Below are 22,199 nucleotides of genomic sequence, written 5' to 3'. Positions count from 1 at the left end.
TCATCGGAAACGGCGTCGGTCGCGGCGCGATCGCGTCTACCGTCTACACCGACCGCCGCTGCGGCTGAATCCCAACCGGATCAGTTCAGCGTCTTCTCGAAGTCGCGCACTTCCTGCTCGGCGCGTTCGCGCTCCCAGCCGTAACGCTCCTGCAGCTTGCCGGCGAGGTACTTGCTGTCGCCCGCGGCGACGTCGAACACGTCGTCGGTCAGGTCGCCCCACTTGGCCTGCGCCTGGCCTTTGAGCTGGGTCCACTTGCCCGCAATGATGTCTTTGTTCATGGCTGGATTCCTTCGTTGTTGGGAGGACATCGGTGCGAAAAATCCGCTCCGCATCGATGGCGATCATCATCGCGTCCTGCGCATCACGGCGGCATCAAGGATTCGTAAGGCCTCGTTCACAACGATGACTTGCTCCGCCGGGAAGTTCAGCTCCGGCGTGCGCACCTGCGAACGCGGGACTTTTCCGACACTTGGCGGCCGGAAACGAAAAAGCCGGCAATGCCGGCTTTCCCGCAAACGCATCCGTGCAAGGTCGGATCACCTCGGATCGGTGCCGCCAGTGTCGTCGGCCTTCTCCTGCACCTTGTCGCCGACCTTCTCGACGTCCTTGCCGACGCCCTTCATGGTGTTGCACGCGCTGAGCGTGCCGAGCGAAAACATGGCGATCAGCATCATGGCCATCAAACGCTTCATCTGGTTTCTCCTGGAGACTTGGTCGAGTGCGACCGCGGGATCGTCCCCGCGCTCGTCCATGTCATCAGACGCCGAGGAGCGTGAAATCCGCGTTGAATGCACGAAGTGGCGCCTTTGCGCCGTCCATCCCCAACACCGCCGTTCACGCATGTCGACGCGGCGTCACGGCGCGACCGCGCTCAGTCGCGCATCAGGGTCGACTTGCCGAACAGGCTTTCCACCAGGTCGACCGCGAGTTCCGCGGTCGTGTTGCGACTGTCGAGCGCGGGATTGACCTCGACGATGTCGAGCGAGCCGAGCCGGCCACTGTCGGCGATCATCTCCATGATCAGCTGCGCCTCGCGGTAGTTGACGCCGCCCGGGATGGGCGTGCCCGTGCCGGGCGCGATGGTGGGGTCGAGGATGTCGACGTCGAAGCTCACGTGCAGGTGGGTGTCGCCATCGAGGCCATGCAGCGCCTGTTCCATCGCCCGCTTCATCCCGACCTCGTCGATGTAGCGCATGTCGTAGATGTCGAGCCGGTGTTCTTTGACCAGGCGCTTCTCGTCCTGGTCCACCGAGCGGATGCCGAGCTGCCGGACCTGGCCCGGCACGATCGCGGGCACGTGTCCGCCGATCCGGGTGAGCCCCTCGGGGCCGATACCGCACAGGCACGCGACCGGCATGCCGTGGACGTTGCCCGAGGGCGTGATCGTGCTGGTGTTGAAGTCGGTGTGCGCGTCCAGCCACAGCACGCGCAGCCCCCTGCCTTCGCGTCGGCAGTGCGCGGCCACGGCGGCGATCGAACCGATCGCCAGGCAATGGTCGCCGCCGAGCATCACCGGCATGCGGCCTTCGCCGAGGATGAGCGCGGCCGTATCGAACACCGCCTGGTTCCACGCCACCACCTGGTCGAGATGGCGGTAGCCGTCCACCGGGCCCAGCCAGGGATTCTTCGGGCCCGGCACGTCGCCCGCGTCGACGACGTCGACGCCCCGGCCCCGCAGCGCCTCGCCCAGGCCGGCGACGCGCAGCGCTTCCGGACCCATCGAGGCGCCGCGGGTACCCGCACCGACATCGGTGGGCGCGCCGAAGATCGAAACCGGAGGATAGCGTTGCTGCATGTCGGACGATCTCTGGCGCAGGGTCTGGGCCGGCAGTCTAGCGAGGCCGCGCGCCCGTCCGGTGTCGCAGCGCAGCAATGCGAAGCCGGCCTGGTCCGCGCGGCAGGACGCCATTGGTCGGGCATTGCACCGATCCCCATGCCCCTGCGACGGATGCCTGCGGCTGCCGCGTCCGCCGCACCCGGGAGAGCCTCCATGGCAGGGCCCACCCTTACAGGCGCGGCGCAGGCACCGCCCTCCGGCCGCGCCTGCCTATCGTCCGGCAATGGCGCTACCGGCCCCGCTGTCGTTCATGCGCGGCATCATCACCACCATCGACCACAGGCTACGGCCGCACCTGCGCAGCGCATTCGACCTCGACCACACCCAGCGGATCGAACCGGTCCGGTTCAACGCCCATCCCGTCGGGTCGCCGCGATCGGCCTGTCGACCGGCGGAACGCGGAGCCCGTCGGTCACTCGCGCAGCGCATGGTGCCGCTTATCCGATTCGAACGGATGACCTACCGCTTACAAGGCGGTTGCTCTACCAGCTGAGCTAAAGCGGCGTTGTCGTCGATGCCCGGTGCGATCGCCGGCCTGGAGGCATTCTAGCCCAGGGCCCTCAGCGTGCCGCCCCTGCCGGTCCGCAGTCGATGGGTTCGCTCCGCGCCGCGTCGGCCGCACGCCTGAGCACGGCCAGGTCCGCGTGTTCGCCGGCGGCGATGTCGACCCAGTGACGCGTCTGGCCGCCGTCGCCGATCGGCTCGGCCACGGCGGCGAATCCGGCCGCCTGCAGCGCAGTGCTGTGGCGCTGCGCGGCCGCCTCGCCGCCGAAACGGCCGAGCGCGATGGCGACCGTGCCGTCCCCGGCGGTGGGCAGGAGGTAGTGGTCGCGGAAACCCGCCGCGATCAGGCGTGTCGCCATCGCATCGGCGGCTGCGCGATCGGGCAGCGCCGGCAGGTGCACGCTCCAGCCCCGCGGCGCGGCCCGCACCTGGCGCACCGCCACGCGCAGCACCGCCGGCCGCAGTCGCGCGGCCGCGCGTTCGGCCTCGGCGACGTCCGCGAACGGACCGAAACTGTGGCAGACGGTGGCGCTGGCCCGGGCGTCCGGTGCTTCCTGCGCGCGCGCCGTTTCCGTGGCTGCCGCCGTGTCCGGCGTCGGTTCGGTATCGGCCGGCGCCGTCGCGACGTCCTGCGCGTCGGATGCGGGCGGCATGGCATCCGCGAACGGCGCGGCCGCGGCGGCGGGGTCCGCCGCTTCTTCCAGCAGGCGCAGCGATTCGATTCCCGACGGCAGCGGCGAGTCGGTGGACGGTGGCGCGTCCGCGCGCGTCGCCCACCACAGTGCGACGCCGAGGTTGAGAATCAGCAGCAGGACGATCAGGGCGCGTGCGAGCATCGGCCGATTCTAGGGGCTCGACCCGATCCGGGCCCAGTGCGCCAGGCCGCGCAGCACCAGCGAGGGGTCGTGCACGACGTCGGGCAGGTGTGGCAGCAGTGCCCCGGCGCCGCCCCCGTGCAGCAGCAGCGGCACCGGCGCGCCGCACTCGCGCGCCGCCGCCTCCAGGCTGCGCTCGACCAGGGCCAGCGCCGCGCCGAGGCACCCCGAGTTCAGCGCGTCCCCGGTGTCGGCGGCGAACTCGCGGTAGCGTCCCCCTTCGCGCATGAGCTGCGCGGCCTTTGCGTGCAGCGCCTCGCGCATCAGCGCGGGCGACGGCGCGATGCGCCCGCCGCGGTGCTGGCCGCAGGCGTCGACGAGATCGATGGTGAGCGCCGTGCCCACGCCCGCCACCAGCCAGGCGCCGCCGCGCGCGTGGGCGGCGAGCATCGCCAGGAACCGGTCCACGCCGAGCCGCTCGGACGCGGCGTAGGCGATCCGCAGCCCACCCCATGCGCGCTGCGTCGCCGCCAGGCCGATGCGGCCGCAGCGCGCGGAAAGCGCGTCGAGCAGCGCGGTGCGCAGCGGCGGCGAGGCGACGCTGGCCACGTGCGCCGCATCGATGCGTGGCGGCAGGCGTTCGATCCAGGCGTCCGCCAGCGCCTCGCCATCGTGCGCGAACGCCAGTACTTCGCCGGGGCTTCCGTCCGCGCGCAGCGGCGCGCACTTGAGCCGCGAGTTGCCGAGGTCGAACAGCCAGTCGGTCATGGCCCGCGATCCGTGCGCCGCAGACTGACTTCGCCGGCGTGGAAGGCGCGCTCGCCGTGCGTCAGCCGCACGCGCAGCGCTCCATCGTCGGCAAGGCCCAGCGCCAGGCCCGTGTGTACGCCGTCGCCCGCCTGTACTTGCACCGCGTGGCCGGCGAGGACGTCGTGCCCGGCGTAGTGCGCCAGGAAGGGCGCCAGCCCTTCGCGGTCGAAGCGCGACAGTGCCGGCAGCAGCTGCGCCAGCACTCCGGCGGCAAGCAGGCTGCGCGGTGGCGAATCGCCCAGCGCCCGCAGGTCGATCCACGGCTGGTCGATGCCTGCGCCGGCATGCGCCGGCATGCGCACGTTGAGGCCGATGCCGATCACCGCACGCGCGGGCCCGCCATGCTCGCCGCCACCCTCGACCAGAATGCCGCCGAGCTTGCGCAACCTCGCGCCATCGGCGACCACCACGTCGTTCGGCCACTTCAGCCGGGCCTGGACGACCCCCAGCGCGTGCAGCGCCTCCACCACCGCCAACCCGGCCACGAGGCTCAAGCCGCCCAGACGCGCCAGCCCCGCATCGAAGCGGCGCGCCACCGACAGGTACAGGTTGGCGGCCAGCGGCGACGCCCAGGGGCGCCCACGACGGCCGCGGCCGCCGGTCTGGCGCTCGGCCAGGAGCACCTGCACGCCCGCGGCCGCATCGCCGCCACGCAGGAGTTCGGAACTGGTCGAATCCAGCGACCACGCGACCTCGAGTGCGGCGACGTCCGCGCGAACCGCGTCCGGCAAGGCGAGCAGGATCCGGTCCGCGTCGAGCAGGTCGACCGGGGCGGCCAGCGCATAGCCGCGTCCGGCGCGGGCGTCGATCGCGACCCCGGCCTCGCGCAGCCCCTCGATCCGCTTCCACACCGCCGCACGGGTCAGGCCCGCCTCCCGGGCCAGCGCATCGCCCGACACCGGGCCAGCGCCCAGGCGCTGCAGCAGGGCACGATCCGCGGACGTGGTCATGGGGTGTCGAACAGGCGCATGGCCCGATTATCCGGGATCACGGCCCGCCGCGCGGCCGCCGGCGTCCGGGGCGCCCGCCCCGCTCCGAACCGCCCGGCGTCGGGCGGCGAACTCGGTCCGCCGCGCCGCCGGCCCGCCTCGTCGCATCGCGGCTGCAACCTTCCGCGGCCTGCCCGCATCCAAGGTATAGTGAACTGTTGCCACCGCAACAACTGGCCGAAGGATGGTTGCCATGGCTCCTGGACTGCGAACCCGCGTGCTGCCATGCCTGCTGCTGGCCTGCGCCGCGTTTCCCGTGGCGGCCCGCCAGACCGCGTTGATGGATGCCAATGGCGGCAGCGCAGGCTGCCCGGTCGCCGTGGAGGCGGAGTCCGATGCAGAGGCCGCACCGGCCGGCGACAAGCGCGCCGTGGCGCCGGCCCGTGCCCGCCCCGCTCCCGCCCGCCGCAGCGGCGAATCCGAAGCCGCGACGCGCCCGCCGCGCTGGCACAGTTTCCTGCCGGGCATGATCCGCTGAGGACCTCGGGGTTGTGCCCGCAGCCCTGATCCGGCGACTGCTCGGTCGCGTACCCGATCCGATCGACGACGATACCTGGCGCCACGTGCAATTGCGCGTGCGCTGGATCGCTGCGCTCGACGACGCACGCGCGCAGCGCCTGCGCGGACTGGCCACGTTGTTCCTGCAGCGCAAGACCATCACTCCGATCGAACCGCTGCGGCTCGACGCCATCCGGCGCGCGACGCTCGCCGCGCTGTGCAGCCTGCCGCTGCTCGAGTTCGGCGAGGAAGGCCTGCACGGCTGGTCGCAGTTGATCGTCTATCCGGATGCGTTCCGGGTGAACCGCACCCATGTCGACGCCGCCGGCGTGCTGCACGAATGGGACGACGAACTGATCGGCGAGGCCTGGGACAGCGGGCCGCTGATCCTGTCCTGGGCCGACGTCGAGTCCGACCTCGACGACCCGCACGCCGGCTTCTGCGTGGCCGTGCACGAGATGGCGCACAAGCTCGACTCGCTCGACGGCTTGCTCGACGGCACCCCCCCACTGCCGCGCGACTGGCAGCGCGCCTGGGCACGCGACTTCCAGCAGGCCTTCGACGCCTTCGTCGCCGACGTGGATGCCGGACGCGACGTGTTGATCGATCCCTACGCGGCCGAGGCGCCGGAGGAATTCTTCGCCGTCTGCAGCGAATACCACTTCAGCGACCCCGCCACGCTGCGCAACGCGTTTCCGGCCGTGGCGGCGCATCTCCAGCGCTTCTACGGTCCGGTTCCGTAGGGCGGCGCCAGGCCCGCCATTGCGCCGCTTCGGCTGCCCGCCAATCAGGCGGCCCGACGATGCCGCGATCCGGCAATGGGCCGATCGGGATTCGACAATGCGGGGCTGGCTTGAGCCGCACGACGGCGGCCCGGGACCCGACCTACAGCCCGGGCGGAAGCCGCACCTCGAAACGCGAGCCGCCAAGTTCGGTCGAGCGGCCGACGTGCAGTTCGCCGCGATAGCTGCGCACGATGTCCTGCACGATCGACAGGCCGATGCCATGTCCCTGCACGCGCTCGTCGCCACGCACCCCGCGCTGCAGCACCAGCGGGATGCGTTCCTCCGGAATGCCGGGGCCGTCGTCGTCGACCGCCAGCAGCAGGCCCGGGCGCCGGTTCGGCGCGCTGGCGCCGGGCTTGACCGTCAGCAGCACCCGCGAGCGCGCCCACTTGAACGCATTCTCGGTCAGGTTGCCGAGCAGTTCCTGCAGGTCGCCGGGTTCGCCATGGAAGCGCGCCTCAGGGTCGATGTCGAACTCGCAGATCACCCGCTTGGCGGCGTATATCTTCTCCAGCCCCTGCACCAGCGTCTCGGCGTAGGGTTCGATCTCGATCGGCGCGGCGAACAGGGTATGCCCGGTCGAGGCTGCCCGGCCGAGCTGGTAGCTCACCAGGTCGTTCATGCGCTGCAGCTGGGTGGCCACTTCCGCACGCAGTTCGCCGTCCCCGGCGTCGGAGTCCAGGCGCGCGCGCATGACCGCAAGCGGCGTCTTCAGGCTGTGGGCGAGGTCGGACATGGTGTTGCGCTGCTGTTCGAGGTTCTCGCGCTCGCTCTCGATCAGCGCGTTGATGCTGTCGGTGAGCGGCTCGAGCTCGCGCGGGTGGCGCTCGCCCATGCGGTTGGCCTGTCCGCGCTGCACCCGCTTGAGTTCCTCGACCACCTTGCGCAGCGGCCACAGGCTCCAGCGGACGACCAGCGTCTGCAGCAGCAGCAGGATCACGCCGGCGATGCCCAGATAGCCCCACAGCGCCGCACGGAACACGCGCACCTGGCGCGGCACGGTGCCGGCGTCTTCCATCACGTAGATCGTATAGGGGAACTCGGCGTCGGGCGCGGAGTCCTGCGAGGCCCAGACCATGCCCAGCCCGTAGCGGTACACCTGCCCCGGGGTGCCGTCGCTGCGGGTCATCGGCAACGGACCTTCGAACGTCTCCTCGCCGCCGCCGAGCATCGTCGCCGGGGGCAGTTGCGGCCCGGAGGCCGAGCGCGAGATCCAGCCGCCGTTGGGCAGCACGATTTCGGCATACAGGCCACTGCCGGGCCGGTCGAAGCGGTCGTCGGGGCCGTTGTCAGGCGAATACAGATCGCCATTGCGCAGGAACTCGACATCCCCGGCGTAGGCGAACACGTAGTTGCGCAGGCGGTCGCGCTGGCCTTCGCTGGCGACGTCCAAGAAGGCGCGGTCGAGCGCGTAGCCGGCCAGCGCGAGGAAGGCCACGAGGCCGAGGCTGGCGGCCATCAACTGCCGCGCCTGCAACGAGCGCGGGCGCCACGGCAGCACGCGTGCGGACTTGCCGGTGCTCATCGAATCAGGGTCGGCTCATTCGGCTCGGGCGATCGCGGGGCGGCACGGATGCCAGGCCCGAGCCGCCACGATAGTCGATTGCGTGGCGGCTTCGCCGCCGCGGTGGCGCCGCGACGCGGTCGCCGTGATGGGTGGCTTCAGCCTTCGCCGTTGCGCGGGATCGCGAACCGGTAACCGCGGCCGCGCACCGTCTCGATCGGCTTGAGCGCGCCTTCCGGGTCCAGCTTCTTGCGCAGACGGCCGATGAAGACCTCGAGCACGTTCGAGTCGCGGTCGAAATCCTGCTGGTAGATGTGCTCGGTCAGGTCGGCCTTCGAGACCAGCTCGCCGGCATGCATCATCAGGTACTCGAGCACCTTGTACTCGTAGCTGGTGAGATCCACGTTCTGGCCGTTGACCGTGACCGTCTGCGCGGCGAGGTCGAGCACCACCGCGCCGCATTCTAGCGTCGGCTTGCTCCAGCCGGCGGCGCGGCGCACCAGGGCGTTGATGCGCGCCAGCAGTTCCTCGACGTGGAAGGGCTTGACCAGGTAGTCGTCGGCGCCCTGTTTGAGGCCGTCGACCTTGTCCTGCCAGCTCGAGCGCGCGGTCAGGATCAGCACCGGGAACTGCTTGCCCTCGTCGCGCAGCGCCTTGACCAGTTCCATGCCCGACATCTTCGGCAGGCCGAGGTCGATGATGCCGACGTCGAACGGGACCTCGCGGCCCATGTACAGGCCCTCTTCGCCGTCCTGGGCGGCGTCCACGGCAAAGCCCTCGCGCTTCAGGCGCGCGGCCAGGGTTTCACGCAGGGGAGCTTCGTCTTCGACGAGCAGGATGCGCATGGAACGACTCCGTTCAGATCGGTGGATGCGGCCAGTGTGGCCGGACTTTCCTGAACAGAGTGCCGGATCAGTCGTGGTCGTCGCGTGTAGGCGGATGGCGAGGCGGCTCGGGCCTCTGGCGCTGCGGATCGTCGACGTAGATGCGCACCCGTCCGCGGTCGTCCATCGCCTTGATCCGGTTCACGTCGCGGCCGTCGGCCTGCATGCGCTCGGCGCTGAGCACCCGGCTGCCGCGGTTGCTGCGCTCGAAGCGCCGCACCGAATCCGAGAGCGCATCGCGGTTGCGGTTGGACGCGGCCGCCCGGGGTGCCCGCTCCCGCTGCTCGCTCGGCCGGTCCTGGCCGCCGCGATCGCGCGGCGGATCCTGCGCCCACGCCGACCCGGCGCCGGCCATCACGAGCGCGACCGACACGGCGAGGGCGGCGATGTGGGACGGCTTTGCGATCATTTCGGCTGGGTTCCCGGGCACGCGGACGCGCAAGCCCCTTTGCGGGAGGGGGACCGGCATTCTTGGAGGCGGGCAGTGAATCGCCCCTTAACTTTTCCTTCACCAATCTCGGGCGGTTCATCCCGCTGAAGGATTCAGAACACTTCAGCGACGCAACACCGCAGCGAGCCACCCCCCGCCTCGATCGCCGACAGGTCCACCTGGCAGGTCACGAAGCCCGCCGTTTCCAGCATCCGTACCGTCTCCGGGCGCAACGCGCGCGCAGCGGTGGCGCTCATCGAGACGGTGCCGGCGGTGAGCGCGATGGCATTGCCGGCAAAGGCGTCGCGCTCGGCTGCCGACAGCAGCGCCGCGTGCGGGTACAGCCCGGCGATGGCTCCGGCGACGGCCCGATCGGCGAACCCGTCCGCGCAGGCCAGCACGGCGCGGCCGGCCAGCACCGCCAGCACCACATTGGTGTGGTACTCGCCGGGGGCGAGGTCGAACACCAGGGTCGCGCGCAGCCCGAAGGCAGCGTGCATCAGTGCGGCGCCGGCGGCGTCGCAGCGCTCGGACAGGCCGCAGTAGCCCAGGCCGCTGCTGCGGTCGACGACCAGCGCGCCTGTCAGTTCGCAGGGGTGCGGCTGCGTCGACAGATCGCGCTCGGCGTATCCGGCCACGTCGCGGAACCAGCCGCGGATGTCCCCGCGCCCCGCCTCTCGCTGGCGCACCGGATGGCGCATGCGGCCCACCACCAGCCGCGGCGGGAACGGGGCAGCGCTGCGCACGTCCGCACGCGCGGTCGCGAACACGTTGTTGGGGAACAGGGCGTCCGGCGTGTCGGGGTCGCCGGCGAAGCAGACCGTCGGCAGTTGCCGCGACAGCGCCACATGCAACGCGCGGTGCTGGCGCAGGGCAAGCCCGGGATCGAACTCCGCGGCGCCCGCCATGTAGCGGTTGTCGGCGGCCGACTCCCCGGCACGGGCGAAGCCGTCCGGCGCGACCAGGAAGGCGGCGCGTGCGGTGGCGGGGCCGAAGTCCGGTGCGCTGTCGCCGGCGCGGGCAAGGAAGGCGTCGAGGTCGCGGGTGATCACGCCGCCAGTTCCGCCGCCGACGCGGTCGCCGCGAGTGCGCGTTCGAGCAGCGACCAGTCCGCCCCGGGCCGGTGCGCCCCCTCGCTGAGCACCTGGCGGAACGCGCGCCCGCCCGGCTGCGCGTGGTACAGCCCCAGGACGTGGCGGGTGATGTGCCTGAGCGGCACGCCACGCGCGAGCTGCACCTCGACATGCGGCCGCAACGCCCGCAGCAACGCGTGGCGCGGGCGCAGCGCACCGCCGAACAGCGCCACGTCGAGCCGGTGCAGCAGATAGGGATCGTGGTAGGCGGCGCGACCGAGCATCGCGCCATCCGCGTGGTCCAGGTGCGCGACCGCTTCTTCGAGCGAGGCGATGCCGCCGTTGACGATCACCTGCAGGTCCGGGCGCTCGCGCTTGAGCCGCCACGCCCAGTCGTAGCGCAGCGGCGGCACCTCGCGGTTCTCCTTCGGCGACAGCCCCTTGAGCCAGGCATTGCGCGCGTGCACCACGAACAGCCGGCAGCCCGCGTCGGCGACGGTATCGACGAAGGCCAGGAAGCGATCCCAATCGTGGTCGTCGTCGACGCCGAGCCGGCACTTCACCGTCACCGGCACCGGACGTTCCAACGTGCCGACCGCCGCGATCATCGCCGCCACGCCTTCGGCCACCAGCGCCGGCTCGCGCATCAGGCATGCGCCGAAGCGACCCGCCTGCACGCGATCGGAGGGGCAGCCGCAATTGAGGTTGACCTCGTCGAAGCCGTGCTCGGCGCCGATCCGCGCCGCCTGCGCCAGCGATGCCGGTTCGCTGCCGCCGAGTTGCAGGGCCACCGGATGCTCGGCCGGATCCATCGCCAGCAGCTTGGCCCGGTCGCCGTGGATCACCGCGTTCGCATGCACCATCTCCGAATACAGGCGCGCATGCGGCGCCAGCAGCCGGTGGAACACGCGGCAGTCGGTGTCGGTCCAGTCCATCATCGGGGCGACCGAAAGACGAACAGAAGCCGCATAGCGCGACTTCTCTGGCGATTCTAATGAGTTACCCAAGTTTTGGGGATGCTCAGTTGCGGTCATGATCGGCCAATTTCGGCAGTTTTCGGGCTCCGAGTGTAACGCGTGGTGCAACGTGGAGGCCGTTGTTACACTCCGAGCATGGGCTCAATTCTTACCCGCCGTCGGAAGAACGGATCGCTAGGTTACACGGCACTCGTGCGGCTGAAGCGCGACGGCAAGACAGTCATCTCCGAGTCCGCGACCTTTGATCGGCGCCAGTTGGCCAACGAGTGGATACGTCGGCGAGAAGCCGAACTGGACCAGCAGCGGGCGCGCGGCGAGCCAATGGGAAAGGGCGCCACCCTGGCCGAGCTGCTGGAGTGGTATGGCAAGGACATCAAGGAACTCACACCATGGGGACGCACCAAGGAAGCCGACCTGAAGCGCCTGGCCGGGTACGAGATCGCAAAGAAGAACGTGCTGCGTCTAACGACCGCCGACTACATCGGCCACGTCGAAGCGCGCCGACGGGACGGCGCCGGCCCGGCGACCGCCAACAACGACCTGATCTGGCTGCGCCAGGTCCTACGCTCCGCTCGCGCTTCCCTCGGCGTTCCGATCGACCTGCAGCTTCTGGAAGATGCCACGCACGAGCTCCGGCAGCGCCGGGTGACCGGCAAACCCAAACAGCGCCAGCGCCGATTGACGACCGCCGAGGAAAAAGCCCTGCTCGACCACTTCGCCGTGCGCGACGTGCGCGCAGAGATTCCGATGGCCGACATCATTCGCTTCGCCTTGCTCACCGCCCGCCGCCAAGAGGAAATCACTCGACTCAAGTGGGCCGACCTCGATCGCGAGAAGGGTATCGCCTGGCTGGACGACGTGAAGCACCCGCGCAAGAAGATCGGCAACCGCCGCGCCTTTCGCCTGCTGTCCGAGGCCTGGGAGATCATCGACCGGCAACCCAAGATCATGGTGGAAGGCCCGGATGGGAAGCCGACCCCCGACCCGCGCGTGTTCCCCTACAACCCCAAGTCGATCGGCGCCAACTTCACCCGCGCCTGCCGGCTCCGCGGGCTGGAGGACCTCCACTTCCACGACCTCCGCCACGAGGCCACCTCCCGGCTGTTCGAGCGCGGCTACGACATCCCGGAAGTCGCCCAGTTCACCCTGCATGAGTCCTGGACGACCTTGAAGCGCTACACCCATCTCCGGCCCGAGCAGGTCGAGGAGCGCCCTGCAAAGGCCTCCGCCTGACTCACTTGCCATTTATATCAATACGGATATACTCATGCCCGTCAAGCCAATCGAGTTCCTGGGAGACTCCCTGCGCAGCCTGCGGGAGTTCCCGGATGACGCGAAGCGGGACGCCGGCTACCAACTGGATCGTGTACAGCACGGATTGCAGCCGGACGACTTCAAGCCCATGCCGGCAATTGGCAACGGCGTCGAGGAAATCCGGGTAAGGGACGACACCGGCGCCTACCGCGTCATCTACACCGCCCGATTGGCCGAAGCGGTGTACGTACTCCACGCCTTCCAGAAGAAGACGCAGGCCACATCGAAGCGCGACATCGAACTGGCGAAGCAACGCTTTGCCCTGCTGAGCAGGAAGTGACCATGAGCAAAACTAAGACCGAACGATTCGCCAGCGTCTGGGATGCGCTTGCCGATACCGCCGAGGAAGCCGCTAACCTCAAGGTGCGGGCCGAACTTATGCGGAAGATCGCCGCGCTCGTCCAGGACAGCGGCTGGACACAGGCCGCGGCTGCCGAACACTGCGGGATCAGTCAGCCGCGCATCAACGACCTGCTTCGTGGCCGCATCTCGCGCTTCTCGCTCGATGCCCTAGTGAACATCGCCGCCGCCCTTGGCCAGCAAGTCCACGTGGAACTGGAAGCCGCATAGCTCACCCTGCCCCGGAGCCACCGCAATGACGCACGACCACACTTACGAAGGAACGCACGCAGGAGCGGACACCCAGCAGAAATCGACTCCGTCGGACACTGCCGCACAATCGCCTATCGACAAGATGGTCGCCGCCATGACCCGAACGCTGGAGGAGATCCAACGTGATCCCCTCCTCCATCACAAGCTCAGCCAACGAGGCTTCTGATGCCCGGCCCTTCCCTCCGACTCGGTCCTGATCCGAATCGCACCTATCTGGAGCGATGGAACGAAATGCACCCGGATCGGTACGGGAGGCCTGATTCTTCGGCCGACAGTGACAATGGCTGGCAGCGAGGTCTTACGAACGACGATTTGGATGTTGGCAGCGTCTCAGGGAGCTTCCTTGACTCGTTGCTTGGCTTGACCATCCCCATCGTGGCGCCGCTGACGGGAGCGATCACAACAGTTCTAATCTACCGCTGGACCGCACCCAGCCATCTGACAACTGGCTGGATAATTGGCTACGCGGCAATCTTCCTGGTTACCGCATGGATGAGCACCATGCTCGTCTATGTACTCCGACGGTTGCTAGTGGCAGCAGCCATCGCTGGTGCCACCCTCGGCATCGGTTACCCGGCCTGGAGTCTGTGGCTCAGTTGAGCCGCAACAGGTGTGAGTTCCCGACAGCAATTATCTGCGAGCTCGAAAGCGAAGGGAGGACAACTAGCCCGCTTTCGGCCAAGCGCTGCTTATAAAGAATGTCGCCAGAAGCGGTGTTCGATGACAGTATCGACCCGAAGCGGACTCTACGGGGGTTCTCGGCTCCGCGGTGGGCTCGTAGTCCGTAGACCAAAGGGGAGAGTAGAAGCATGCATATTTCGGAAATTCACGCATCCGGATTTCGGTGCTTCGGACCGGACAGCCCCTTGTCGCTGAAACTCCGGCGCGGATTGAACATTCTTGTCGGGCCGAACGATTCCGGGAAGACTGCCATTATCGATGCACCGCGATTCGTGCTTTGGACACGAGGCGATGACTTCCTTCGGCTTGATCCAGGCGACTTTCATGTCAAGCCAGACGCGACCAAAGTCGGTGATCTTTTCATCCGCTGCACGTTTGAGAGTCTGACGCCAGACGAGGAAGCCCGTTTTCTCGAATGGTGCTCAAACGAAGCCGGCACGCTGCGCCTGCATGTTTGCCTAAGGGCCAGCCTGCGCATAGCCGCCGGCGGCGGCGAGTCTGTCATTACGCAATACCGAGCGGGCAGAAACGCGGACGGCCTGCCACTTGAGGGCGATCTGCGCGAGTACCTGAAATCCACCTATCTCCGGCCACTGCGAGATGCCGAGCGCGAACTACGCTCGGGGCGGCGATCGCGGCTCTCCCGGATTCTCGGCGCGTTGCCAGCCATGTCGAGCCAGGCGGCGCCCGCACAGCTGGGTCAACCTGAAACGCTGCGCGACACCATGAATCAGGCCAATGCGAATGTCGAAGCCAATCCGGCAGTACAGGCGGTCCAGAGCGATGTAAACACATCCTATCTCGAGGCCCTGTCGTTTGCCGACGATCCCCTTGTGGCCACCCTTGGCCTCGGCGTTAAGGGTTCCTTCGACCAACTTCTCGAACGGTTTGAGCTTTATCTCAACCCGTCGTCGGGACGGGCAGTGCGTCTTACGCGCGGCCTTGGATATAACAATCTGTTGTTCATGGCGGCGGAGTTGCTACTGCTTCAGTCGCATCCCGATCAGGTTCCATTCTTGCTGCTGGAAGAACCCGAAGCCCACCTTCACCCGCAGCATCAAACGCTTTTCATGCAGGTGCTTGAACGGAGAGCCGCACCTATTGCCGCGGGCGAGGCTGGCCAACAAGTTCAGGTTGTGCTCAGTACGCACAGCCCGCAGCTTGCCGCGGGGGCCAATCTTGACGCCGTAGTGATGGTGCTCGGGCATAAGGTATTTCCGCTGGCCGAGGGCATGACCAAACTTGAGGCGGACGATTACGCCTTTCTGCGCCGGTTTCTCGACGCCACCAAGGCGAACCTCTTTTTCGCGCGCGGGCTGGTGATTGTCGAAGGCGATGCCGAAAACATACTGCTGCCCGCCCTGGCAGCGAAGATCGGGCGTCCGTTTGGCAAGCACGGCGTTTCGATAGTCAATGTCGGCCATCGGGGATTGTTTCGCTACAGCCGCATTTTCCAGCGCACCGACGACACCGTCGTCCCGGTGCCAGTAGCCCTTGTGCCGGACCGCGATATTCCTCCGGACGCTGCCGCCGAGCTTGTCGGTGGGGACCGTCAGACGCAAGGACAGTGGGATGCCGTCGCCCTTACTGAACACATGAGAAACCTGTCGAAGCATTCGGGTGGAGCGGTTCGCGCGTTTCCTTCCGAACAATGGACGCTTGAATTCGACCTCGCCCGGCAGCCGGCACTCGCCAGTCTTGTGCATCAGGCGGTTCAGATCGGCAAAGGCAGGGCAAACAGAACCCGCACACAGATCATCGAGGAAGCGAGGGCCGAGGTTGATGCGTGGCAAGCCGACGACGCCAGGACCGTCGATGACATCGCGGTGCTCATATTCACCCCGCTTCACAAGAAGCATGTTTCCAAGGCTGTCGTCGCCGAGCAGCTTGCCGCCCTGATTGAGGAATTACCCGATGACGCCGCCGCATTCAGGGTGAAGCTACCAGCGTATCTTGTGACGGCGATCGAATACGTCACGGCGACGCCGGGCGCTGCCGCAGGCGAGGAACAAGCGGCCGTCGCTGATGCAGGAACGCCCCCGGCATGATTGCGATTCCGCCCCTCACTCCGGATCTGCTGGACCAGCTCGGAACAGAGCTGGGCGGTTGCGATTTTACCGGCGCCAACCAGCAGGCCTTTTTATCCAGCTTAGACTCCTGCGACGTGCAGGCGGCACCGGGCCACGGCAAGACGACGTTGCTCGTCGCGAAACTCGCCTTGCTGTCGCGATGCTGGGATGCGCGTGCGCAAGGCGTTTGCGTGATTTCCCATACGAATGCCGCCCGCGAAGAGGTAGAGAAGAAGCTGGCACATCATCCAGCAGCGTCCGCATTTCTCGGCTATCCGCATTTCATCGGCACGGTGACGGCCTTTCTCGACCGTTACATCGCACTTCCGTATTTGCGCGGCCTCGGATGGTCGGTTCATCGCATCGACGATGAGGTATTCGCCGCCGCAGCCGGTTCCAGGTGGCGCTCGAAGCAGGCGCTTGTCGGCTATGCACAGATGAACAACGGCGCCAATCGGCGGGCCGTCGAGCATGAGTTTGTGCCGAAGCTCGCCTTGGCGCAAACCTTCGTATGCGATGCCGGCATCGCACCGCAACGTCTCGCTATCCGCCATCGCCACCGCCAGCCCGGCCCGAACAGCGCATCGGGCGCTGCCCTTGAGGAACTGAAGGCGGAGCTTGTCAATGACGGCTACTATCGGTTCTGCGATCTGACGGCGCTCGCGGTTCAGGCCCTCGAAAAGTGCCCGGCCGTCGTCGAGCGCATCCGCAGACGCTTCCCCCTAGTACTTCTTGACGAGGCGCAAGATACGAACGGCGAGCAGCTCGCGCTACTGAATCGCCTGTTCGCCGCCGACGTTGCGTACCAAAGGCTGGGCGATCAGAACCAGACGCTTTACGAAGATGAAGACCTGACGCCCAACGACTACTGGCGTGCAGGAGACGGCGTCATACCCCTGAATGAATCGAGGCGCTTCGGCACAAGCATCGCTGAATTCTCAAGCCGGCTTACCGTACGGGCGCAGCAGCGGATTGCGGGTCTGCCCGATGTGCCGAGCCGCCGGACGCTGATCCTGTTTTGTCCGGACACGATCGGCGTGGTGCTGCCGGCCTACGTCGCCGAGGTCCGCAATCACTGGGGCGACGCCGTCAACACCGGTATTGATATTCGCGCTGTTGCTTCGCGCCACAATCCGACGACCGACAATACCGGCGAGTGGCCGAAAACCCTGGTCGAATACTGCCCGAATTACAGGAGTGGGCGCGGACGCCAGAGCCGTCCCGACACGCTCTGTACCCACTTGCGGCAGGCGGCCCTGCTGCATCAGGCGCTGTCTTCACCCGCGGAGGTCGCGGAGTTGTTCACTGCCGGCATTGCCGGCCTGCTGCGGCGCCAGCTCTGGCGCAACGCGCTCGGCCAAGCTGCCGACGGCCGCAACCTATGGCGCATTCTTGCCGCGCACGAAGACAGGCTGGCGCTCAGGGTGCGGCGCTTGCTGCGTGATCGGATTGCCGTCGGGAATGCGCCCTGGAGCGCCGATAGCTGGAACGCCTTTCGCGAAGAACTGACCGTCATGCTCGGCATACACGGCGCATTGACAAACGCCGCAACGACCTACCTCGAGTTTGTCGCCGCCGGCGCCGCCGACCGTGAAGGACTGGCGCCCCAACCGTCGAAGAGCTTGTTCGAGCATGATGGCGTTACTGTCAGGCTCGGATCGATCCATTCGGTAAAGGGCAAGACCGTCGATGCGCTTCTTGTCGTCGAAACCGAAGTTTGGCGGGGCCAGGCCCTTGCCAACCGCGCCATGGATCTTGCCACGGTCCTGCCCCATGCGTTCGGCCTTGAGGATCGGGATTTCAGCGCCAATATCGCTCAGCTAGCAGCAGCGACGAATATTTTTGTAGCAGCGACGAGGCCGCGCCAGTTACTTGCTTGTGCGGTCCGCAAGGCGGCCGTGACAGACGACCTTGTTGAAGCGGCCCGCGCCCAGGGCTGGCAAGTTTGTGATCTCACCGTGGTGCCGGCGGCGGGTCAGTCCGCGCCGGAGGGCAATGGCTCATAGAGATGTTCGTTGATCGTGACACGACATATTCGGGGTGAAAGGGCCGGCAGCACGATGAGCGGATTGTTCGAGAGCGCGGTGCAGTCGATCCAGCTCGGGGTCGAGGACTATCTGGCCAATGATCCCAAGCGCGCATTGTCGGCCGTGCGGAACTTCTATGCCGGCGTTCTGCTTTTAGCCAAAGAGGTTCTGGTGCGCGCAGCGCCGGGCGCGAGGCCCGAGGACATAATCGGCGCCCGCTACAAGCCGGTGCCGGACGGCAGCGGCGGCGTGACGTTCACGCCGGCATCGCATCAGACCATCGACTTCACCACCATCGGGCAGCGGTTCAAGGACTTCGGGCTGCCGATCAATCAAGACGCGCTCGACGACCTCAACCGGGTTCGCAATGAAGTAGAGCATCACTATACCCAGAAGCCGCACGCGGCCGTGCGTGAGGCAATCGCCAAGGCCATGCCCGTCGTGGCGGACCTGTTTCGCCTCATAAACGAGGCGCCAAACGAGGCGTTGGGTGATGCCTGGCAGGTGATGCTTGACGTGCACGGTGTTTACGAAACCGAACTCGCCGCATGCCGCAGCACATTCGAGACGATCGCATGGCCGGCCGGTATGCCCGCTGAGCTATGCTTCAACTGCCCGGAGTGCCATTCCGATCTGGTCGCGCAGCAGGACCCGGCCAACACCGGCCACGAAACGATGGATTGCCGGTGCCGGTTGTGCGGCTATGAGTTTTCGGCGGAGGAAGCGATAGCACGGGCGCTGGAAGCGTGTTTTGAATCGGAAAGCTACTCCGCGCTCACAGACGGGGGCGACCAGCCGGTTCAGGATTGTCCTGAGTGCAGCCTTTCAACCTTCCTGCTGACAGACGAGCATGTGGGTTGCGTCTGGTGCGGCCTTGTTCTCGGCGAATGCGGGCGGTGCATGACGGGCCTCACGCCGGAGAACGTCTCACCTGACAATCATGGCCTCTGCGGCTATTGCGACCATCTGGGGTCGAAGGACGATTGAAATCCTAGCTCACCGGCGCCGCTCTATCGGCTTTACCAGCAGTTCTCTCCATGGTCGTGGTCCGTTTCGAATCATCTGGCGCGCGGTGGCGGAAAAGAAGTTGATACAGCATCGTGACGCCCGACCGCCGCAATAGACCGTTCGGCGCGCTTCGGCGGATGATGGCGATCCAAAGCGCGGGCGGCTGAAATGGGTCGGCAGCACATCCGCCATCGAGCTTGTACCGCAATGTGGACTACCAATCCCTGTCGCTCCGCGACTTACGTGCCGTCCTGGCACCTGGCCACCATCCGGGTGGCCTACTCGCCGCGTCCTGCGGCTCGCCGGATTCTTGCGAATCCGGTTTGGTCAGCGTGGAAGAGTGCGTCGGCGATAGTGTCGATAATCGCTACAGGATTTGTCGTAGAAGTCCCAATCGTGCATGCCAACCATGTTGAGACGTTCTTTAAGATTCTGCTTTCACTCCCGGCCACCGCCCAGCATCGAATGCGGGCTTGAAGAACTCGGCCAAGGCAGCAATCTCTTGCTGCGCGAGTGATTCACGCACTTCCTTGGCTATACGGTCACGTTGGGTGCTAGGCCTCTCCGAGGTCCCCTCCTCTGCCTCCGCCCCCCCCTCCGCGACCGCTCGCCGGTTGTCCTCAGCAACTCTGGTCAATTCTTCGACAAGATGGCGGAGGACTTGCTCCTCACAGCCAGCTTCAGCGAGCACTTGTTCACGAATGTAGTCGTTCAAGGGCAGGCCGGCGTCGCGGGCACGCCGCACAAGCAAGTCTCTCTCTTCGGCGCTGTACTTCACGCAGAGTGAAACGGGTTCGGCAGCGCGGGCTCGTACCATGGCCTCAATGGTAGCGCTCGTCGCTAGTTTCGCCGAGAAAAGTTCAGCACGCTGAACTTCCGCCTGCAGCGGCTTTTTTAGTCACGGCGCTTCGGAGGTCAAGACGACGGACTCGGGCCGAGAAGGCCGATTTCGTGACGCGAGAGCCCAGCCACCTATAGGTGCGTTTCGCCGGGGCGACGTGCCATCTACTTCCTTCTGCCCTTCTCGGGCACCGGCCTGAAGAACATGTTCCGTGGATTCTGAGCCGACTCTGTCCATCTCCGCCGGATAGTGGCTCCCTTCCCGAGGACGCTTGCCGAGTCAGTCCTTCTAGGGGATCTGCGCCTATAAGTTGCACAACAAAGGTCGATCGCTGCTGCTCACGCAACTTCCAAGCCTTCAAAGCGTCCACATACTCCTCGCTGCAAGATAGTCGATGAGCGATGTCCGGCGAAGGTGTTCATTGCACGGCTTCCGCCAACCCGCCCATCCATTCCAGGGTCCCTGGACACTCAAGCAATCTCTTGACGCGATGGCGGCTGCAAACTATGCCTTTGATCCGCAAAGACTCCGAGATCCTTCGGTAGCTAATGGGTTCACCCAGCTCCGAGACGACACCCGCGATTGCGGATCTAAGCTTCTTGTCTTCAACATCACGCGTTCTCGACCCATGGCGAAGCCACGCGTAGTAGCCGCTTCGAGCGATTTCAAACGCATTGCAAGCTGCCGCAGTCGGAAGGTCACTCATACGATCTCTGATGAACTCGTAAACGGCTTCCCTCGGGATACTGGGAACCGGGCGAAGTTGCCGCACCTGCTGCTCAATCAACCTGTTACCCCTGAGCGCCTCAATGATGGCCGCCTTTTCGCTTAGATCTTCCCGTCTGACAGAGGAGACCCAGCGGCTCATCCCCATCCAATGAAGAGCTACCTCGGCGGCCATCAACTCCGCTCGCAGGACTTCAATGCTGGTTCTCTGAACCGCACTTTCGATGAGCTCAGGACAATCCTTCCAACGGTAGACGCTAGCAACAGAGACGAAGTGCGACTTAGCAATGCGCCGGGCATCCCTGCGTAAGACCGCGAAATCGCGCACTACAGCGACTTTGGTTGTCTGCGAAAACTGATGGTCATCGAGCATGAACCTAGCATCGCTGTGGCAGTGCTCCGCCACAACTGTCCTCAAATCTTGACCACGATGCTATTCATAGATTGTTCAGTTTGATTCGGCGTGTTGAGATGGCTGTTTTCGGCCGATTTTGTGCCATTGTGCCATTGTGCTCAGGCTTTTTCGGGTTTCGATGGAGTTAGCTTCATTCTCACGTTCTTTCGTGAGAGGCACGCAATGACACACACGGAACTCCAGATCAGCCAGCAGTACGGAGCACCACTGATACCCCTCGCGGCCGTAGCAACCATCCTCGGTCGTAGTCCTGGATCCCTGCGCATCTTGATCAACCAAGGCCGGGGCGACCAAGCATTGGCAACGAAGCTGAGAGCTTGCCGCGCGCAGCTCGGCCGCCGGACTATGTTTCGTGTGTCGGACATCGCTCGGCTGATCGACGAGGCATGAGGTTAGGCCATGAGCGATCTCACCAAGCATTGGGCTTGGAAGCAGCGGCTGGCTCCGAACCTCAAGCTGCTGCTCCTAGTGCTCTCTGACGAATCCGACGACCGCGGTGAATGCGGCACGTCGCCGGTTTCCCACTTCTCCTACAAATGCTGCATGGGCGAGAGGACCGTCTTTCGTCTGCTGCAGCAGTTGGAGGAGTGCGGGCTCGTCACGCGCACCAAGCGGTTCCTGGGAGGGAGACAGGTCGCCAGCCAGTACAAGCTGAATCTAGCCAACCATTACAAAGGCGTGGTGCCGGATGACCAGTTGGCCACAAAGCGGTCTGCCAATCTGGCAGACCGTAGCAACGTCAAGCCGGTCAGCGTCGAAATCAGCCGCCCTGCCAACTTGGCAGTGCGCGAAATGACAGGCCGGACTGCCAGTTTGGCAGAGGAAACAACAAAAGCTGTTGTTGTTAGTTCAACAACCAAACGGGGTGACAGCTGTGGCAGACCGCACGCTGAAGGTCTGATCCCGCCTCGAAGTTACTCGCCGGCGCAGCAGGCGTCGGCACTGGCAATGGTCGCGACCCTTGCCGCCCCAGTCGGCCAACGGGTGATGGACGAGGCAGAGGGCTACGAGCGGAAGGGTTTGCGGACGAGCAGTGATCCGCTGCGGCTACTCCAGAGCTTCGTCCGGGCAGCCGAGACAAACGGCACCTTCGATGGCACACACGGGATCGAGATCGCTCGCGAACGGGAACGTCGTGCCCGGGAGGCCCGTGAAGCCGCAGAGCGGGCCGCCGCACGGACCCGCCTCAAGCCATCCGACCCGAACACTGCCAAGAAGCACTTGGATGCGGTTGCAGCGATGCTCCGCAGCGGGAGCAGAGCATGATGCCCAGCCGTCCGCAGTGGCCTTACGGGAGATCCAGCTGTCCTGCTCCACGTCGGCTTCTGGCACTGATAAGGCGCCTTTCATGGTCGGAGTTCAGCACGCTGAACTCGAAAGCACCGCGAACACAGAGG

Annotated in this window: 24 protein-coding genes and 1 tRNA gene; 11 read left to right on the top strand and 14 right to left on the bottom strand. The window is 66.1% G+C overall.

Going from position 1 to position 22,199, the window contains the following annotated elements:
* Positions 1-80: 80 nt before the first annotated feature.
* From JMO03_RS10875 to birA, 7 genes are all read right to left on the bottom strand, one after another.
* Entirely contained in the window at positions 81-281 is a 201-nt protein-coding gene (locus tag JMO03_RS10875; RefSeq protein ID WP_202843239.1) for a CsbD family protein, read from the bottom strand.
* Positions 282-539: 258 nt separating this feature from the next.
* Complete coding sequence (locus JMO03_RS10870; RefSeq protein WP_202843237.1) at positions 540-695, bottom strand: entericidin A/B family lipoprotein; 156 nt, start codon at positions 693-695, stop codon at positions 540-542.
* Between the two features lie 179 nt (positions 696-874).
* Positions 875-1,798 carry an arginase gene (gene rocF, locus JMO03_RS10865; RefSeq protein ID WP_202843352.1) on the bottom strand — a complete coding sequence of 308 codons (924 nt, stop codon included), beginning with the start codon at positions 1,796-1,798 and terminating at the stop codon, positions 875-877.
* A 470-nt stretch (positions 1,799-2,268) separates the two neighbouring features.
* Positions 2,269-2,344 (bottom strand) — tRNA-Thr (locus tag JMO03_RS10860).
* A gap of 56 nt (positions 2,345-2,400) precedes the next feature.
* Complete coding sequence (locus tag JMO03_RS10855) at positions 2,401-3,180, bottom strand: SPOR domain-containing protein (protein ID WP_202843235.1); 780 nt, start codon at positions 3,178-3,180, stop codon at positions 2,401-2,403.
* 9 nt (positions 3,181-3,189) lie between these two features.
* Complete coding sequence (locus JMO03_RS10850) at positions 3,190-3,927, bottom strand: type III pantothenate kinase (RefSeq protein WP_202843233.1); 738 nt, start codon at positions 3,925-3,927, stop codon at positions 3,190-3,192.
* On the bottom strand, positions 3,924-4,919 hold the full coding sequence (gene birA / locus JMO03_RS10845) for a bifunctional biotin--[acetyl-CoA-carboxylase] ligase/biotin operon repressor BirA (protein ID WP_202843231.1): 996 nt from the start codon (positions 4,917-4,919) through the stop codon (positions 3,924-3,926). The genes JMO03_RS10850 and birA overlap by 4 nt, the downstream gene beginning before the upstream one ends.
* Positions 4,920-5,151: 232 nt before the next feature.
* Between birA and JMO03_RS10840 the strand changes: the two genes are divergently transcribed.
* Both JMO03_RS10840 and JMO03_RS10835 read left to right on the top strand, forming a co-directional pair.
* On the top strand, positions 5,152-5,436 hold the full coding sequence (locus JMO03_RS10840; RefSeq protein WP_202843229.1) for a hypothetical protein: 285 nt from the start codon (positions 5,152-5,154) through the stop codon (positions 5,434-5,436).
* Positions 5,437-5,449: 13 nt separating this feature from the next.
* Positions 5,450-6,199, top strand: coding sequence for a M90 family metallopeptidase (locus JMO03_RS10835; RefSeq protein WP_425491827.1), 750 nt, complete (start codon positions 5,450-5,452; stop codon positions 6,197-6,199).
* Positions 6,200-6,341: 142 nt separating this feature from the next.
* Here JMO03_RS10835 and JMO03_RS10830 read toward each other — a convergent pair whose 3' ends face one another.
* The 5 genes from JMO03_RS10830 to dusA form a co-directional block, all read right to left on the bottom strand.
* Complete coding sequence (locus JMO03_RS10830; protein ID WP_238346074.1) at positions 6,342-7,766, bottom strand: ATP-binding protein; 1,425 nt, start codon at positions 7,764-7,766, stop codon at positions 6,342-6,344.
* Between the two features lie 137 nt (positions 7,767-7,903).
* On the bottom strand, positions 7,904-8,590 hold the full coding sequence (locus JMO03_RS10825; protein ID WP_149103615.1) for a response regulator transcription factor: 687 nt from the start codon (positions 8,588-8,590) through the stop codon (positions 7,904-7,906).
* A 67-nt stretch (positions 8,591-8,657) separates the two neighbouring features.
* On the bottom strand, positions 8,658-9,038 hold the full coding sequence (locus JMO03_RS21140; protein ID WP_238346073.1) for a hypothetical protein: 381 nt from the start codon (positions 9,036-9,038) through the stop codon (positions 8,658-8,660).
* A 134-nt stretch (positions 9,039-9,172) separates the two neighbouring features.
* Positions 9,173-10,111 (bottom strand): arginine deiminase-related protein, encoded by a 939-nt coding sequence (locus tag JMO03_RS10815; RefSeq protein ID WP_202843227.1) that lies wholly within the window; start codon positions 10,109-10,111, stop codon positions 9,173-9,175.
* Positions 10,108-11,166: a tRNA dihydrouridine(20/20a) synthase DusA gene (dusA, locus tag JMO03_RS10810; protein ID WP_202843225.1), complete on the bottom strand. Its 1,059-nt coding sequence runs from the start codon at positions 11,164-11,166 to the stop codon at positions 10,108-10,110. Before dusA ends, JMO03_RS10815 begins: the two co-directional genes overlap by 4 nt.
* A 78-nt stretch (positions 11,167-11,244) precedes the next feature.
* Between dusA and JMO03_RS10805 the strand changes: the two genes are divergently transcribed.
* From JMO03_RS10805 to JMO03_RS10770, 8 genes are all read left to right on the top strand, one after another.
* On the top strand, positions 11,245-12,342 hold the full coding sequence (locus JMO03_RS10805) for a site-specific integrase (RefSeq protein WP_202843223.1): 1,098 nt from the start codon (positions 11,245-11,247) through the stop codon (positions 12,340-12,342).
* A gap of 34 nt (positions 12,343-12,376) precedes the next feature.
* Complete coding sequence (locus JMO03_RS10800) at positions 12,377-12,703, top strand: type II toxin-antitoxin system RelE/ParE family toxin (protein WP_202843220.1); 327 nt, start codon at positions 12,377-12,379, stop codon at positions 12,701-12,703.
* Between the two features lie 2 nt (positions 12,704-12,705).
* Positions 12,706-12,993 (top strand): helix-turn-helix domain-containing protein, encoded by a 288-nt coding sequence (locus JMO03_RS10795; protein WP_202843344.1) that lies wholly within the window; start codon positions 12,706-12,708, stop codon positions 12,991-12,993.
* 25 nt (positions 12,994-13,018) lie between these two features.
* Positions 13,019-13,201: a hypothetical protein gene (locus JMO03_RS10790; protein ID WP_202843218.1), complete on the top strand. Its 183-nt coding sequence runs from the start codon at positions 13,019-13,021 to the stop codon at positions 13,199-13,201.
* Between the two features lie 194 nt (positions 13,202-13,395).
* A complete protein-coding gene (locus tag JMO03_RS10785; RefSeq protein ID WP_202843217.1) occupies positions 13,396-13,635 on the top strand; it encodes a hypothetical protein in 240 nt (79 codons plus the stop codon).
* 209 nt (positions 13,636-13,844) lie between these two features.
* Positions 13,845-15,764 carry an ATP-dependent nuclease gene (locus JMO03_RS10780; RefSeq protein ID WP_202843215.1) on the top strand — a complete coding sequence of 640 codons (1,920 nt, stop codon included), beginning with the start codon at positions 13,845-13,847 and terminating at the stop codon, positions 15,762-15,764.
* On the top strand, positions 15,761-17,791 hold the full coding sequence (locus tag JMO03_RS10775) for a UvrD-helicase domain-containing protein (RefSeq protein WP_202843213.1): 2,031 nt from the start codon (positions 15,761-15,763) through the stop codon (positions 17,789-17,791). The genes JMO03_RS10780 and JMO03_RS10775 overlap by 4 nt, the downstream gene beginning before the upstream one ends.
* A gap of 54 nt (positions 17,792-17,845) precedes the next feature.
* On the top strand, positions 17,846-18,799 hold the full coding sequence (locus tag JMO03_RS10770; protein ID WP_202843211.1) for a hypothetical protein: 954 nt from the start codon (positions 17,846-17,848) through the stop codon (positions 18,797-18,799).
* Between the two features lie 445 nt (positions 18,800-19,244).
* Here the strand turns inward: JMO03_RS10770 and JMO03_RS10765 are convergent, their stop codons facing one another.
* Both JMO03_RS10765 and JMO03_RS10760 read right to left on the bottom strand, forming a co-directional pair.
* Positions 19,245-19,598 carry a hypothetical protein gene (locus JMO03_RS10765; RefSeq protein WP_202843209.1) on the bottom strand — a complete coding sequence of 118 codons (354 nt, stop codon included), beginning with the start codon at positions 19,596-19,598 and terminating at the stop codon, positions 19,245-19,247.
* Between the two features lie 481 nt (positions 19,599-20,079).
* On the bottom strand, positions 20,080-20,760 hold the full coding sequence (locus JMO03_RS10760; protein WP_202843207.1) for a hypothetical protein: 681 nt from the start codon (positions 20,758-20,760) through the stop codon (positions 20,080-20,082).
* A 441-nt stretch (positions 20,761-21,201) separates the two neighbouring features.
* Here JMO03_RS10760 and JMO03_RS10755 point away from each other — a divergent pair, with 441 nt between their 5' ends.
* The gene (locus JMO03_RS10755; RefSeq protein ID WP_202843206.1) at positions 21,202-22,068 is read left to right on the top strand and encodes a hypothetical protein; all 867 of its coding nucleotides are present in this window, start codon (positions 21,202-21,204) and stop codon (positions 22,066-22,068) included.
* The last annotated feature ends 131 nt before the right edge of the window (positions 22,069-22,199 follow it).

The sequence above is a fragment of the Luteimonas saliphila genome (assembly GCF_016774335.1).
Lineage (GTDB): Bacteria > Pseudomonadota > Gammaproteobacteria > Xanthomonadales > Xanthomonadaceae > Luteimonas > Luteimonas saliphila.
The sequence above is the reverse complement of the archived record's forward strand: the minus strand, read 5'-3'. Positions and strand labels throughout refer to the sequence as shown.